Raw genomic sequence first — 15,802 nt, 5'->3', positions numbered from 1 at the left:
AAAGTTTAAACGAGACTTATTTTCGTTCTTCTTAAACTCTCCTCAAACGAAAGTCTAAAGACTTCTAAAGCGAGATAAAATGAAAGGTGGACACACTCATATCTCCTAGGCTTTCATACTATACAATGAATGACTTAAACAAGGAGAGATAACATGGTTTTTAAATCGAATCCCAGGGGTTATCAAGGGTCCGAGCCTTTTGCTTATGGGGCCATAAATCCCCAATCGTATGCTGGAGGTCAGCAGGTCCCATGGTCCAATCAAGGGACATTTGGAATGGGAGGAACGATGATGCCCTCACAAGGCTATCCCACAACAAGTGGTTCGCTACCAGGAGGCATGCCTGCCAACTCCGCTCCATTCGGACAGCATTTAAATGCCCCTTCGAATGTTGGACAGATCGCTCCCTCCCCCTACCAAACAGGTCAGATGCCCCAATATACAGGGCAATCAGGACAGTCTGGCGCTTATTCAAGTAAAGGATACATGCCACAGTCTATGGGGCAAATGCCTACTAGTCCATCTTCGGCAGGCCCTATGACTCCATTTCAGGGACAACTAGGACAGCAACCCGCTGGTTACCCACAAATGCCTGGATACTCAACCCAATTTAACCAAGCACCCGCAAATTTTCCTAACATGGGACAAAGACAACAAAATCCAAACCCAATGATAAGTGAACCGTTTCCTGGCTCACAAGGCATGGGGTCTATTCAGAACCTGCCGAACCAAATAGGGCAACAACCTTCTTCTATGGGACAATTGCCCAATTCCCAAAGTCAAATGACGCAGCAGCACCCTTCTATGGGACAAATGTCCAAAAGCCAAAGCCAAAGCCAAATGACGCAGCAGTACCCTTCTATGGGACAAATGCCCAAAAGCCAAGGCCAAATGGCGCAGCAGTACCCTTCTATGGGACAAATGCCCAAAAGCCAAAGCCAAATGGCGCAGCAACCTTCTCATATGGGACAAATGCCCAAAAGCCAAAGCCAAATGGCGCAGCAACCTTCTATCGGACAAATGCCCAAAAGCCAAAGCCAAATGGCGCAGCAACCTTCTATCGGACAAATGCCCAAAAGCCAAGGCCAAATGACGCAGCAGTACCCTTCTATGGGACAAATGCCCAAAAGCCAAAGCCAAATGGCGCAGCAGTACCCTTCTATGGGACAAATGCCCAAAAGCCAAAGCCAAATGACGCAGCAGCACCCTTCTATCGGACAAATGCCCAAAAGCCAAAGCCAAATGGCGCAGCAACCCTATAGAGAACAACCAGCAGGAGGCTTCCAAAACCATTTTAATCAATTAGAAAAAACGGCATTTCCTCAATCGTTAGAAATGTCCTCTAGCACAACTGCCTATACAGAAGCGAACCATGCGTCGAGGCCAGCAGAATGGTCCTCAATGAACGATCCATATAAGAAGGGCGCCACACAAACCCAAGGCACATTAACTGATTCTCATGAGCCCTATGATAATCGCTACTATTCACCTTATGCCAATAAAGAAATCGGAAACGATCATCCTTATCTCCCTTATTCATAAGCGATCTGAGGTAGCCCTCACTTCATAACAACTTATGGGGACAGACCTTACAGAAGAGGTCTGTCCCCACCCATTTATCAATCACCCTACATAAATCGCTCTAGGCGCCGGAACCTGGATCCTAGAACTTGTTTTAACAATCCTGATTTAAGGGAGAGGAGAAAATAAATCCCTCCGCCGACCACGACTCCCATTATCGACCTAATCAGAGCGTTTAGGCGAGTATGAGGGACAAAACCTCCAGTGATCGACAAGGCGATCAGCACAGCGACTGTCATAATTAATGTAAAAATACAAACGAGCAATAGCCGCTTCGCAATAAATGTAAAGCGATACCTTGTTGAGTAACCTATAGCATATAAATTAATCAGAATAGAGGCTAGATAACCCATATCTGTTGCAAGAATAGCCCCATTTACACCCAATCTCAAAAGTATGGGGTTCAAGATGAGCTTGATGAGCACACCCACACATAAGCTTAAAATAGTCACTTTTTGGTGATTAATTCCTTGGAGTATAGCCGCAGTCACAGAAAATCCGGCAAAAAATATGGCGGTTGGCGCATACCATTGCAAGAGATCGCCACCTGATATAACGGCAGACAGTCCATTTTCAAACCCATATAAAAGACCGTAAACCATGTAACCAAGAACGGAAAGACCAACGGCCGCAGGGATCGTGATAAAGATTGTAAATTGAAAGGCCTGTGTGATTTTGACTTGCATATCCTGCTGACGTCCCTCAGCATAGGATTCGGTAATAGAAGGCACCACACTTAGCCCAAGTGCGGTAGCAAGGGAAACAGGGATCAGAATAATTTTTTGATCATATGTAAAAAGATTAGATATGATATCTGATATTTGACCCTTTGTCATTTCAAAGTAGAGTGAAAGAAAATGGCGAACGGTTCCTTGGTCTATTAGAAAATATAACTGGTTGGCTAATCCAACTGCCACAAACGGCAGGGCATACCCGATAATCTCCTTATAAATCGAGGATAGCCGAATGTTTTGAACCGTTGTACTCTCTTCTACCATTTTATCAATATAAGATTTGCGGGAAATCCAGTAACGTATTAAAACAATAAGGCCTGCCAGAGCGCCCATAAAGGCTCCAAATGTCACAAAGCTGACTGCAATGGATACCTTTGCATGATAAGTTCCTTTTACCGTCGCCATGATCACATAAGCACCCGCGAGTCCAAAGACTACACGGACAATTTGTTCGACTGTCTGGGAGACAGCAGTTGGTCCCATAGATTGAAAGCCTTGGAAATAACCGCGAATTAAGCTCATAGCCGGGACAAGGATTAACGCGAAGCTTGTGACCCGCATAACCGTTGTTAGCGGCTGGACCAATTCTTTAGGTGCGCCTAAAGCAAAAACCGGAGCAAACCCATACATGACGAGAAACCCAATGATACCCGTTAAGGTCATTAACAGAAGACCTGATTTGAATAACCTTCTCCCTGTGTAATAATCCCCTAACGCATTGTATTTCGCCACAAACTTTGAGACCGCTAATGGAATCCCCACCGTCGAAATACTTAAAATAATGGAATACGGTGTATAAGCAAGCCCATACAAAGTTCCCCCATCAGGACCGACGATTGGATATAATGGAATGACAAATAACATCCCTAGAAATTTAGTAAAAAAAGTGGCCGCTGACAGAATCAGCGTTCCACGAATCATACGGGAACCGGACATCATGACAACCCCTGACTGTATACGAATTACAAGTACGAACCATTCACACTATATAAGAAATAGTTTTAGTATTAACAAAAATTCACTCCTCTAAATCTCTTGTATTTTATCACACTTCTTTAGAATTAATAGTTACAAACTAGGAATTGTTAAAAAAATAGTCGAATTATGTAAGGAGAAATTTGGCATAGTGTCTCAAGTCATGGTATTCAATAACAAAAATACCCCCATGCTCAAAACCTTTTCACACCATAGATGCTTTCAAATGAAAAACGACTGCCATTTGCTTAAGCAGCCGTTATTATGTGCCTTATTGGATTAACTTCTAACTTCGCCTGTCCAGTTCATCATACCGCCAACCATATTGTAAACATCAAATCCTTGAGAGGCAAGATACTCCGCTGCTCTTTGACTGCGACCGCCAGAACGGCAAACCATAACAAGAGGTTGGCTTCGATCAAGCTCGTCCATTCTCTCCGGAATTTCTGATAAACGAATATGAATCGCTTCCGGAATCATGCCCGCCTCAACCTCTTCATCCTCACGCACATCAACCACTTGAAGCGTCTGATCCCTGGACTCTAAACGCCCTTCAAGCTCTTGAGGCGTAATCGTTTTAACTTCTGTCATAAAAAGCAACTCCTTTATCTGAAATAAAACCCACTCTATAACGCACTAAGGTTCAACCTATATTTTGTCTTTTTCACCCCATGAATGTCAAGAATGCACGCCTTAGGATGAGGCACAGCTTCTTGGATTTTTCACAAACCTTTTTGGATTTCCCTCGCGCTCCTTGGGATGAGGCGCATCTTCTAGGATTTTCCGCGCACCTTCTGGGATATTTGACAAACCTTCTTGGATTTTTGGCTGACCTTCTCGGATTTTTCACAAACCTTTTTGGATTTTCCTCGCGCTCCTTAGGATGAGGCACAGCTTCTTGGATTTTTCGCGCACCTTCTTAGATCTTTGACAAATCTTCTTGGATTTTTGGTTGACCTTCTTGGATTTTTCACAAACCTTTTTGGATTTTCCTCGCGCTCCTTGGGATGAGGCACATTTTCTTGGAATTTTCGCGCACCTTCTTAGATCTTTGACAAACCTTCTTGGATTGTTGGCTGACCTTCTCAGATTTTTCACAAACCTTTTTGGATTTTCCTCGCGCTCCTTGGGGTGAGGCGCAGCTTCTGGGATTTTTCGCGGACCTTCTGGGATATTTGACAAACCTTCTTGGATTGTTGGCTGACCTTCTCAGATTTTTCACAAACCTTTTTGGATTTTCCTCGCGCTCCTTGGGATGAGGCACAGCTTCTTGGATTTTTCACCGACCTTCTTAGATCTTTGACAAACCTTCTTGGATTGTTGGTTGACCTTCTCGGATTTTTCACAAACCTTTTAGGATTTTCCTCGCGCTCCTTGGGGTGATGCGCAGCTTCTAGGATTTTTCGCGCACCTTCTGGGATCTTTGACAAATCTTCTTGGATTTTTGGTTGACCTTCTTGGATTTTTCACAAACCTTTTAGGATTTTCCTCGCGCTCCTTGGGGTGAGGCGCAGCTTCTTGGATTTTCCGCGCACCTTCTTAGATCTTTGACAAATCTTCTTGGATTGTTGGCTGACCTTCTCAGATTTTTCACAAACCTTTTAGGATTCTCCTCTCCGCCCCATGAAGTGAGGCACAGCTTCTAGGATTTTTCGCGCACCTTCTTAGATCTTTGACAAACCTTCTTGGATTGTTGGTTGACCTTCTCGGATTTTTCACAAACCTTTTAGGATTTTCCTCGCACCCCTTGGGATGAGGCACAGCTTCTTGGATTTTTCACCGACCTTCTTAGATCTTTGACAAATCTTCTTGGATTTTTGGTTGATCTTCTTGGATTTTTCACAAACCTTTTTGGATTTTCCTCTCCGCCTCATGGGATGAGGCACAGCTTCTTGGATTTTCCGTGCACCTTCTGGGATCTTTGACAAATCTTCTTGGATTGTTGGTTGACCTTCTTGGATTTTTCACAAACCTTTTAGGATTCTCCTCTCCGCCCCATGAAGTGAGGCACAGCTTCTAGGATATTTTTCACAGCTTCTTAGATCTTTGACAAACCTTCTTGGATTGTTGGCTGACCTTCTCAGATTTTTCACAAACCTTTTAGGATTCTCCTCTCCGCCCCATGAAGTGAGGCACAGCTTCTTAGATTACTTTCTTTACGTTATTGGTAAACAAAGCAGGCCCCTTGCTGTAAGGGGCCTGCTTTGTTTTTAGTCATCTATTCGTTTATTTGGCGACTATGTTGACTAGTTTTCCTGGGACGACGATGACTTTTACGATGTGCTTTCCTGCGGTTTGTTCTTTAATGATGTCATCGTTGAAGGCTAGTTTTTCGAGTTCTTCTTTGTTCATGTCGGTTGGAACGGTTGCCTTGTTGCGGACTTTTCCGTTGATTTGGAGCACGATTTCAACCTGGGATTCGGTTAATTTGCTTTCATCGTAGGTTGGCCAGCTGTTCAAGCTGACTGGCGCTTCATTTCCAAGGACCTCCCATAATTCTTCCGCAAGATGCGGAGCGATTGGCGCTAGAAGCTTCACAAAGCCTTCCACATAGACCTTTGGAATTACGTCTTGTTTGTATGACTCATTAATAAACACCATTAATTGGGAAATCCCTGTATTAAAATGAAGATTTTCGTAATCCTCTGTGACCTTTTTCACCGTTTGATGATAAACACGCTCGAGTCCTTCAAGTGATGCGTTATCTTGAACTTTCTCAGATAAGCGATGATCTTGAGTTACAAACAAGCGCCATATACGGTCTAAGAAGCGGCGTGAACCATCCAAACCTTCCTCGGACCAAGCGATTGAGGCATCAAGAGGACCCATGAACATTTCATACACTCTTAACGTGTCAGCACCATGAGTTCGAACAATCTCATCCGGATTCACAACGTTTCCTTTTGATTTACTCATTTTCTCATTGTTAGAGCCCAAGATCATTCCTTGGTTGAACAACTTTTGGAACGGTTCCTTCGTTGGTACGATTCCTAGATCATATAAAACTTTATGCCAGAAACGCGCGTATAAAAGGTGAAGAACGGCATGCTCAGCACCGCCAATATACACATCAACAGGAAGCCATTTTTTAAGAAGTTCAGGGTCACCAATTGCCTGATCGTTATGTGGATCAATAAAGCGCAAATAGTACCAGCAGCTTCCCGCCCATTGAGGCATGGTGTTGGTTTCGCGGCGCCCTTTCTTCCCTGTTTCAGGATCGACTACTTCCACCCAGTCTTTAATGTTCGCAAGTGGTGATTCACCGGTACCAGACGGACGAATTTCACTTGTTTTTGGCAACATTAACGGGAGCTCTTCCTCAGGAACAGGTACCATCTCGCCATCTTCCATATGGATAATTGGAATCGGCTCACCCCAATAACGCTGGCGGCTGAAGAGCCAATCACGCAAACGGTAAGTCACTTTACGAGTTCCAATGCCCTTTTCTTCTAACCAATCGATAATTTTTGCAATTGCCTCAGCCTTATTTAAGTCATTAAGGAAGCCTGAATTAATATGTGGACCGTCTCCAGTGAAGGCTTCTTTCGTGACATCTCCGCCTTCCACAACCGGTACAATTTTCAAGCCGAATTTTTGAGCAAATTCAAAGTCACGTTCATCATGAGCCGGTACCGCCATGATCGCCCCTGATCCGTATGTGATAAGGACGTAATCCGCGATCCAGATCGGCAATTTTTCACCGTTAACAGGGTTAACCGCATAAGCTCCTGTAAAAACACCTGTCTTTTCTTTTGAAAGCTCTGTCCGCTCTAAATCGCTCTTGCTCGCTACCTGAGTTCGATATTCTTCAACAGCCTGACGCTGTTCCGCTGTCGTGATTTGATCCACTAATTTATGTTCAGGGGCTAGTACAGCATAGGTAGCTCCATAAAGCGTATCAGGGCGCGTCGTAAACACTGTGATGAAGGCATCTTCATGACCGTCAATTTCAAAGTTAACCTCTGCCCCTTCAGAGCGGCCGATCCAATTCCGCTGCATTTCCTTGATGCTTTCCGGCCAATCGACTTCTTCTAAATCTTCAATCAAGCGGTCCGCATAGGCAGTAATTTTCAGCATCCACTGACGCATTGGTTTACGGATTACCGGATGTCCGCCGCGCTCACTTTTTCCATCAATCACTTCTTCATTAGCTAAAACGGTTCCGAGAGCCGGACACCAGTTGACAGGCACCTCATCGATATAGGCGAGCCCTTTTTTATACAATTGCAAGAAGATCCACTGTGTCCATTTATAATAATTTGGATCAGTTGTATTAAGTTCACGATCCCAATCATAAGAGAAACCGAGCTCTTGAATTTGACGTTTAAAGGTGGCGATATTTTTCGCGGTGAATTCTGCTGGGTCGTTACCGGTATCTAATGCATATTGCTCTGCTGGCAAACCAAACGCATCCCAGCCCATTGTGTGAAGAACTTCATAGCCCTGCATTCTTTTTAAACGAGCCAAGATATCGGTTGCAGTATAACCTTCAGGGTGTCCAACATGAAGTCCCGCTCCTGAAGGATAAGGAAACATGTCCAAGGCATAGTATTTTTCTTTGTCCGAAACACTGTCCGTTTTAAAAGTCTTATTCGACTCCCAATAATGCTGCCATTTCTTTTCAATCTCTCTGTGATTAAAGCTCATGGTAAATCCCCCTTTGCCATCTCTATTGACATCCATACCTAGTTACCTAGTTCCACCCTCTAGTATCGACCCATTCTTTCCACTTTTAAAAGCATAGAGATAAGTCTTTTTTTCTAGCGGCTGTAGAAATAAAAAAATCTCCCGCCCCAAACAACTTGTAAGGGACGAGAGATGCTTTCACAAATTCCCGCGGTACCACCCGAAATTGGCGTCATAATTGACACCCGCTTGAATACCGTAACGCGGCTGACGGCGACCCCTAGTCAAATTCTTTTTTCAGGGCCGCAACTTAGGAGGGGAGTTCACTTATCTGTCATGTTGATTTGCACCAACCATCAACTCTCTAACATAGAGGGGTCTCTATTAATGACCTTAATAAGTTACTAGTCCTCTTCAATGTTTTTATAATCATTAGTTTTTAACATTTTATTAAAAAAAATCGATTTTTGTCAAGTATTTCTAAGATTAAAGGCTTTTGTTTCCGATTTTGCCCTCTTCTTTTCAAGATAGAGAGGAAAATCGTAAAAATAAGCAATCAGGCCTGCGACAATATAAAGCAAAATAAGAGCTAGAAATAAGAGATGAATCGAGGCCTGGTCAACAATCAAGCCGCCAACGAGCGGACCCACCATGCGTCCGGCGGTGGCCGTACTATTGACGAACCCTTGGTAAAAACCGATTCTGCTTTTCGGAGCAAGCTCATTGGCAATCGTTGGAACGGCTGGCCAGACAAACATTTCTCCCAATGTTAAGACCATCATCGCAATGGCAAAGCCTTGGAAATGTTGGACTCTCAATAATATAAGGTAGGAGGAGACAAATAAACAAATTCCGATCGCCATCTGTATTTTGAGTGAATGAATTCGCTTGGTTACTTGCTTAAGGAGTGGCTGGCCAATCACAATAATCAATCCATTTAAGGTCCACAACAAACTGTAGCGGTTTAACGACAAGCCAAGCTGCTGTGTATAAGAAGCTATTGTTGACTGCCACTGAACATAGGCAATCCAGCTTAAGAAAAAGGCAACGCTGACCCACATCAAAGCATAAAAAGGGGCTTTTTGCTTAATTCTTTGCTTCTTTTGATCAAACACATTCGAAATATGGACGTCCTTTTCCTTTGAGTGACGATCCATGCCGCGATAGCAGACAAAAACTAAGGCCAAAAATAGAAGATAGAGCACAGCATTGACAAAAAAGCTCAATGTAAAGGAAATCGCGGCGAGAAAGCCGCCTAATGATGCGCCAATCGCTACACCGAGGTTTTGAGCCACGTATAAGGAATTATAGGCGCGGCGTCCCCCTTCCGGCCAGTTCGCTCCAGCCATAGCGTACATAGCAGGAAACATCAGACTGGAGCCAAATCCGATGATGATTAACAAGATCGCGTATGGATACAAGCTGTGAAAGGCGGTCAATAGAAATGTCGCTAAACACGATATCGCAGCGCCAACCAGCACCACTTTATATCCGCCAAGCCGGTCATAAAGAGAGCCGCCGACAAGATTCCCCAATATACCTGCTGCATTATAGAGCATTAATAAAAATCCTGAAAATGTTAAACTGGCTCCCAAATGGTCATGAATAAAAATCGTATTTAACGGCCAAATAATGGACGAACCCGTAATATTCACAGCCATCCCAATGATTAATAACCAATTATTTCTAGGCATGTCGTCACTCCATTCCACTTCCTTAAAGCAGAATCTGCTCAAAGCAGCACCTTCCCTTAAGGTAGTTCCCGCTTAAACCAAAATCAGTGTAACCTTTATTATTTTCCGTGACAATTCCATTTCCGATAGTCAGAATTTTAAATATGAACCGCCCTCCCACTAAAACTTACCTGATGGCTCTTCCTTTCTTATCATTTCTAACCGTGCTACAATGGGAACAGATCTGCCCTTAAACCTCTCACATTAGAGGTTTTTTAATTGGGAATTAATCGCATCTGAACAACTGGCAAGGTTATCATCTAATCGAAAGAAAAACGACAAAATCTGTGATAGATGTTTAAGAACGAAAGGCTGAGGCTTATGACGATTCCAAAACACTTTGGTGACCAAAAGCGCTATTATTCATGGAATACTTTTTTGAAAAATAAATTCGGTGAAAAGATCTTTAAAGTTCCATTAGACGGTGGTTTTGATTGCCCGAACCGTGACGGGAAGGTTGCCCATGGCGGTTGCACCTTCTGCAGTCAAAAAGGATCTGGTGACTTTGCCGGAGACAGACGTGATGATCTTGTGACACAATTCAATACGATTAAAAATCAACTGCATGAAAAGTGGAAAACCGGGAAATACATCGGCTATTTCCAAGCTTTTTCTAACACCTATGCACCTGTAGAAGTCCTGCGAGAGCGCTACGAGGTCATTCTCGAACAGGAGGGGGTTGTCGGCTTATCTATTGCTACACGCCCTGATTGCTTGCCGGATGATGTGCTGGATTATCTTGCTGAGCTGAACGAACGGACTTATCTATGGGTTGAGCTCGGTCTTCAATCGGCACACGATCAAACGGGTATCTTAATCAATCGCGCTCATGATTATCAATGCTTTGTGGACGCCGTGGAAAAGCTCCGAGCACGTAACATTAATGTGTGCACCCATATAATTAACGGTTTGCCTCAGGAAACCCCTGAGATGATGCTAGAAACAGCCAAAAAAGTAGCGGAATTAGATGTTCAAGGCATTAAGATTCATTTATTGCATCTATTGAAAAAGACGGCGATGGTCAAGCAATATGAAAAAGGCTTAGTGGAACTGCTTGATTTTGAGACCTATATTAAACTTGTCGCCGATCAGCTCGAAATATTGCCGCCAGATATGACTATTCACCGTTTGACTGGTGACGGCCCGCCCGATCTTCTAATTGGACCAATGTGGAGTTTAAAGAAATGGGAAGTGCTGAATGCGATTGATGCGGAACTTGCTAAACGAAACAGCTGGCAAGGAAAATATTATCAACCGGTTCAGGAGCTGGCGCAGTGACATTAAGAACAGCGGTTCAGGTTGCCAAACAACTCGCATCTGAACGAATGATTTCTGGTGGGCTTGTGGTTGATGCGACAGCTGGCAATGGGCACGACACCCTATGGCTGGCAGAGCTAGTTGGACCAACAGGCCGAGTAGTTGCCTTTGACATTCAAGAGCAGGCCATTCAGCAGACGTCGAAACGTCTCGAGGAAGCAAAGCTCAGCCAACGTGTTACACTTGTTCACGATAGCCATCATCTGGCTCTCAATCACTTACCACAAGAACCGCTCGACCTTGTCCTATTTAATCTTGGTTACCTGCCCGGTGGAGACAAGCATATCGTCACCCGCTTTGACACAACGAAAGAGGCATGCATAAGCTTTCTTTCTGCATTAAAGCCTGGTGGCCTGCTTATTCTTGTCCTGTACCCCGGTCATCCTGAAGGCGCCCTTGAAGCAGAACAACTGGAACAATGGGCGGCAACCCTTGACCAGAAACGCTTTACCGCACAAAAAATAGGCATGTTGAATCAAGCGAATCACCCTCCCTATGTCATTGCCATAGAAAAAAGAGACCAAGTCAACCATTAATTAATGGACTTGGTCTCTTCTTTATTTAAATAAACAAATCGCCTTTCCCTCATGTAACGGATTTTGCTGACACAGTTTAGATTATATCCCCGGTTTTAGACGCCGATACAGCCATCCATTCACAAAGAAGAACAGACCGGATCCACCGGCTTGACTAATGATCTTCCGTGCTAGCGAGCGGACATTTTTCTGAGCTTTTACCTTTTGATCCGCGAGATAAATCCCCAACAGCCCGCGATTAATCATTCGGTGAAAATTCTTATCAGGCAATTTAGCAATGCTTATATCGGACTGCTCAATAAAATGATGAAAGCGTTCGATCATGGTCGCTTCGTCTTCATAATAAAAACAAAAATTTAAATCGCCGCCCTGCTTATCTTCATCTTGATCCACAAAATAATCAAGCAAAATATGCAGACCTTGTACCCAAGGAAAATAACCGTCTTTTAACTGATGGACAAGTTCGTCCATTTTTATTTGTGCCAGACCATAAGAGACGATACAAAAAATTCCAAGCGTTGACCCCGAACAAGCCGAAAACTCATACCAGGTCATTTCAGGAAGCCTCGATTGATGATATTTAAACCATTCTTGCAGACGGGGCACACGCTCATCTTGTTTAACGTGTTTATGTACTTGTAAGTCACTGTAATAGCCTTCGAGCTCCCACAAGGCAGGCTGGATCACTTTCAGATCCTGAATTTTACCTAATTGATGCTGACACGTCTTTACAAGTTCTGCTAAATACCCACCGTCTTCCCGTTCTTTACGGAATCGATAATAGTCGCTGACTGGAGCACCAGGAGTCAAGGCATGATGCATCGATTCATGTAATGCTCGAAAATCATTCGGATCAAGTGATGTGCTTCGATCACACAAATTATCGAGATAGTCGCTGATGGTTTGATAGGCAACAATAAAGGATACCGCATCGTCCAAATTTTCTTTGGCTAAGAGGCTGTAAATGCCGCCGCCTTCACAGTGAAATGTCTTTCCACGAATGCTGGACAAAGCTTGATTTCTCAATTCTTGATCCGGGATCGCTAATGCGCGCTCCTTCCAGTAGTTCAATTTTTGATGGACTTTCGGCAACACATGACGGTAGATTTTCGTCATCAACCCCAAAGGCCGTTTTGGAATCTTCATGGAAGCACCTCTTATCTATGAAAAATTGAACCTGTCCTATCGAATATAAGGGTCAGATGAAAGCCTCTACCTTCTACAACATTAGATAAAAGCTTTAATCCGCCTGGTTAAAAATAGAAAAACAGTCTCACGCTCTGGTTCATTAAAGACTTCATGGTAAAAGTCTTTCCATTCTTTATAGTGTTTGTTCGCTACCGGCAGTTGTCTAAACCATCGATAAACCGCATGCTTATCAACAATTCGGTCCGCTCCTGCTTGCAATATAATCGTTGGGACATTAGGGAAGCGGTGAATTCGATTAGTGGCTTCCTTCATCGCTTGATCCAGCTCAAAATACCATCTGACAGAAATGCGTTTCACAATCAAGGGGTCGTTCGCATCCTGCTTTAAGACGTCCTCATTACGAGTGGCTAAAATATTTTCACCCGACCGCTTAATCGGTACCTTAATCGTAGGCAGAAAACGATTAACAGGATGAAGGACTCGTTTGACCCACTCAGGAGGCGGAACGACAAGTCCGAGGCACGGTGATGAAAGAATCACCAAATCAGGGTGAATGGCCGTCTCTTCTAGTGTCCGGATAACAGAAAGGCCGCCAAGACTATGGCCTAATAAGAGGATCGGTAAACCGAACTGCTCGGCACACTCGTACCAGCTCTTTACTGCATCAATATATTCATCAAATGAATCAACATGTCCTCTATTTTTTGGAGATCTCCCTTGCCCGGGCAAATCCCCCATGACAACATGAAACCCTTCATCTAACCATTTTTTCCGCAGCCAATGGTAACGCCCATGGTGCTCCCCTGCACCATGAACCATGACAACGACTCCCTTTGGCTGTAATTTGGTTTCCCATACCCACATATTATGTCCACCTCTTTGATTGCTGAGCTCGGTCTAAGGTCTCTGATGTAACCTTTTATGTATCTACAGGGACCAAGTTTTTTGTTAGGCACGCACTCTGTTTATTTATACGTTCAAAAGCATAAAGAGGTGATTAAATTCGTTTCTTTTATAGTTTAACATTTTTTAGAAAAAGCGAAAAATCAATTTCATCACTCATCGTGGGTCCCAAGCTGAATAAGTGCCCGCTCACCCCTTTATTTGTGGGCAATTAGAAATTAAGCGTTTAACAAAAAATGAGTGATTGTCTAACCGATCGTTCTTTTTAGAATATGAGTTAAAGCTAAAGCGCACTATTGGATGTGGCAATGACTTAAAATCGTTTGGAGTTGTTTTCTAGTGTTGTTTGGAACCTATTTCAAATAAGGGGTGTTTCGTGAGCGCCGCTTACTCAGATATTATTCTTGATTAGTTCGGATTTTCTTTTATAATTTCCAAAGCCATGATAAAAGGTGCCCTACCTCTTACAGAGACAGGACACCCTTTTCATTTTATCAGACAAAAAACATGTTTTTCACTCGGGTAAACCCATGTTTTTATTTAATTATCCTAAAGCTTCTTTTTTTAAGAGGTCAGCTTTGTCAGTCCGCTCCCATGGAAGGTCGACATCCGTACGGCCGAAATGACCATAAGCGGCCGTTTGCTTATAAATAGGCCGTCTCAAATCCAACATTTTGATGATACCTGCTGGGCGCAGGTCAAAATGGCGGAAGACAAGATCGACTAATACATCCTCAGAGACTTTCCCTGTCTCAAACGTATCAACGGAAATGGAAACAGGACGGGCCACACCAATCGCATAAGCGAGCTGCACTTCGCATTTATCTGCAAGTCCTGCTGCCACAATATTCTTAGCCACATAACGGGCCGCATATGCAGCCGAGCGGTCTACTTTGGTCGGATCCTTCCCTGAAAAGGCTCCTCCTCCATGACGAGCATAACCACCATAAGTGTCGACAATAATCTTACGTCCTGTTAAACCCGCATCTCCCTGAGGACCGCCGATCACGAAACGGCCGGTTGGATTAATGAAGTATTTGGTGTTTTCGTCAATGAGGTCACTCGGAACGACGGGCTCAATCACATATTTCTTCATATCCTCTTTGATTTGATCCAAGGTGATTTCCGGATGATGCTGGGTAGAGATCACGATCGTATCAATGCGTTCAGGTTTTCCGGCTTCATTGTATTCAACGGTTACTTGCGTTTTTCCGTCCGGACGAAGGTAAGGCACCGTTTCATCCTTACGCACCTGAGCTAACTGACGGGCAAGCTTCTGAGCAAGGGAAATAGGCAGCGGCATCAATTCTGGAGTTTCGTTAACCGCAAAGCCAAACATCAAACCTTGGTCGCCCGCCCCGATAGCTTCAATTTCATCATCACTCATTTGTCCTTCTCTTGCTTCAAGAGCTTGGTTTACCCCTTGAGCAATATCCGGAGATTGCTCATCAATACTTGTCAGAACAGCACAAGTCTCAGCATCAAATCCATATTTAGCCCGATTATAGCCAATGCCGCGAACGGTCTCTCGAACAATACTTGGAATATCGACATAAGTCGAAGTAGTGATTTCACCCGTTACAAGGACAAGTCCTGTATTGACCGCCGTTTCACACGCAACACGTGCATTCGGGTCATTTTGTAGAATGGCATCCAAAATCGAATCCGAAATTTGATCACAGATCTTGTCTGGATGCCCTTCCGTTACCGATTCAGATGTAAAAAGACGTCTTGAATATGTTTTCGACAATTTAAAGCCTCCTAACCAATCGTACTTATCTACATGTTAGAAAAGGCGCAGGGCGCCATTAGTCAGCCGCTGATCCGCCACCAGAAGCTCCCCTTGAGGAGACGGTGCTGCCGGCAGCGGGACTGAAGTGGTTCGAGCGGTTTAAGGCGCCCGAGCTAAACCTTACTTCCTGACAATAAATTTATAGTTTCTTACTTATAAATTAAATGGACTTTTGTCATGTAGACAAGCTGTTAAACTTCCATAAGAATAGCGCACTCATCTAGTAAGGTCAAACAAAACCTGTTTAATTTAACCAAGACATCCATTATTTTTATATAAGCAAGCACTTTGGCAAAAGTGAGAAAAGCTTATTAGACAAGGCTCTGCAGCCATTCCATCACAGAACAAGTCTCTCTTGTCTAGAATAACCCATTTTATAGAATGTATTTACCAACTAAAGAAGTTCACATAGACAGACTAATTATAGTGCGCCCAAACAACCGCCACCGACTAACG

General features: G+C 43.7%; 10 protein-coding genes and 1 other annotated feature. Of the genes, 3 read left to right on the top strand and 7 right to left on the bottom strand.

Annotated elements, in window-relative coordinates; translation table 11 throughout:
* Positions 1–153 precede the first annotated feature (153 nt).
* On the top strand, positions 154–1,542 hold the full coding sequence (locus PU629_RS05660) for a hypothetical protein (protein WP_275283313.1): 1,389 nt from the start codon (positions 154–156) through the stop codon (positions 1,540–1,542).
* A gap of 86 nt (positions 1,543–1,628) precedes the next feature.
* Here PU629_RS05660 and PU629_RS05655 read toward each other — a convergent pair whose 3' ends face one another.
* From PU629_RS05655 to PU629_RS05640, 4 genes are all read right to left on the bottom strand, one after another.
* The gene (locus PU629_RS05655) at positions 1,629–3,251 is read right to left on the bottom strand and encodes a putative polysaccharide biosynthesis protein (RefSeq protein ID WP_275283312.1); all 1,623 of its coding nucleotides are present in this window, start codon (positions 3,249–3,251) and stop codon (positions 1,629–1,631) included.
* Between the two features lie 318 nt (positions 3,252–3,569).
* Positions 3,570–3,881 carry a rhodanese-like domain-containing protein gene (locus PU629_RS05650; RefSeq protein ID WP_275283311.1) on the bottom strand — a complete coding sequence of 104 codons (312 nt, stop codon included), beginning with the start codon at positions 3,879–3,881 and terminating at the stop codon, positions 3,570–3,572.
* A gap of 1,635 nt (positions 3,882–5,516) precedes the next feature.
* Complete coding sequence (gene leuS, locus PU629_RS05645; RefSeq protein WP_275283310.1) at positions 5,517–7,937, bottom strand: leucine--tRNA ligase; 2,421 nt, start codon at positions 7,935–7,937, stop codon at positions 5,517–5,519.
* 157 nt (positions 7,938–8,094) lie between these two features.
* Positions 8,095–8,343: a binding site (T-box leader), on the bottom strand.
* Positions 8,344–8,386: 43 nt separating this feature from the next.
* Complete coding sequence (locus tag PU629_RS05640) at positions 8,387–9,610, bottom strand: MDR family MFS transporter (RefSeq protein WP_275283309.1); 1,224 nt, start codon at positions 9,608–9,610, stop codon at positions 8,387–8,389.
* Between the two features lie 360 nt (positions 9,611–9,970).
* Here PU629_RS05640 and mnmL point away from each other — a divergent pair, with 360 nt between their 5' ends.
* Both mnmL and mnmM read left to right on the top strand, forming a co-directional pair.
* Positions 9,971–10,927: a tRNA modification radical SAM protein MnmL/YtqA gene (gene mnmL / locus PU629_RS05635; protein ID WP_275283308.1), complete on the top strand. Its 957-nt coding sequence runs from the start codon at positions 9,971–9,973 to the stop codon at positions 10,925–10,927.
* Positions 10,924–11,502 (top strand): tRNA 5-(aminomethyl)-2-thiouridylate-methyltransferase MnmM, encoded by a 579-nt coding sequence (gene mnmM, locus PU629_RS05630; RefSeq protein ID WP_275283307.1) that lies wholly within the window; start codon positions 10,924–10,926, stop codon positions 11,500–11,502. The genes mnmL and mnmM overlap by 4 nt, the downstream gene beginning before the upstream one ends.
* Positions 11,503–11,583: 81 nt before the next feature.
* On the opposite strand, the gene PU629_RS05625 is transcribed toward mnmM, so the two are convergent.
* The 3 genes from PU629_RS05625 to metK form a co-directional block, all read right to left on the bottom strand.
* Positions 11,584–12,648 carry a tetraprenyl-beta-curcumene synthase family protein gene (locus PU629_RS05625; RefSeq protein ID WP_275283306.1) on the bottom strand — a complete coding sequence of 355 codons (1,065 nt, stop codon included), beginning with the start codon at positions 12,646–12,648 and terminating at the stop codon, positions 11,584–11,586.
* A gap of 81 nt (positions 12,649–12,729) precedes the next feature.
* Positions 12,730–13,515, bottom strand: coding sequence for an alpha/beta fold hydrolase (locus PU629_RS05620; RefSeq protein WP_275283305.1), 786 nt, complete (start codon positions 13,513–13,515; stop codon positions 12,730–12,732).
* A gap of 583 nt (positions 13,516–14,098) precedes the next feature.
* Complete coding sequence (gene metK / locus PU629_RS05615) at positions 14,099–15,304, bottom strand: methionine adenosyltransferase (protein WP_275283304.1); 1,206 nt, start codon at positions 15,302–15,304, stop codon at positions 14,099–14,101.
* Between the last annotated feature and the right edge of the window lie 498 nt (positions 15,305–15,802).

Origin of the sequence: Pullulanibacillus sp. KACC 23026, from assembly GCF_029094525.1 — a bacterium.
Classification (GTDB): Bacteria; Bacillota; Bacilli; order Bacillales; family Sporolactobacillaceae; genus KACC-23026.
The sequence above is the reverse complement of the archived record's forward strand: the minus strand, read 5'-3'. Positions and strand labels throughout refer to the sequence as shown.

Excerpts from the sequence above, each read along its gene's own strand:
- PU629_RS05660 (WP_275283313.1), top strand. The coding sequence starts at position 154 with ATGGTTTTTAAATCGAATCCCAGGGGTTATCAAGGGTCCGAGCCTTTT.
- PU629_RS05655 (WP_275283312.1), bottom strand. The coding sequence starts at position 3,251 with ATGTCCGGTTCCCGTATGATTCGTGGAACGCTGATTCTGTCAGCGGCC.
- PU629_RS05650 (WP_275283311.1), bottom strand. The coding sequence starts at position 3,881 with ATGACAGAAGTTAAAACGATTACGCCTCAAGAGCTTGAAGGGCGTTTA.
- leuS (WP_275283310.1), bottom strand. The coding sequence starts at position 7,937 with ATGAGCTTTAATCACAGAGAGATTGAAAAGAAATGGCAGCATTATTGG.
- PU629_RS05640 (WP_275283309.1), bottom strand. The coding sequence starts at position 9,610 with ATGCCTAGAAATAATTGGTTATTAATCATTGGGATGGCTGTGAATATT.
- mnmL (WP_275283308.1), top strand. The coding sequence starts at position 9,971 with ATGACGATTCCAAAACACTTTGGTGACCAAAAGCGCTATTATTCATGG.
- PU629_RS05625 (WP_275283306.1), bottom strand. The coding sequence starts at position 12,648 with ATGAAGATTCCAAAACGGCCTTTGGGGTTGATGACGAAAATCTACCGT.
- PU629_RS05620 (WP_275283305.1), bottom strand. The coding sequence starts at position 13,515 with ATGTGGGTATGGGAAACCAAATTACAGCCAAAGGGAGTCGTTGTCATG.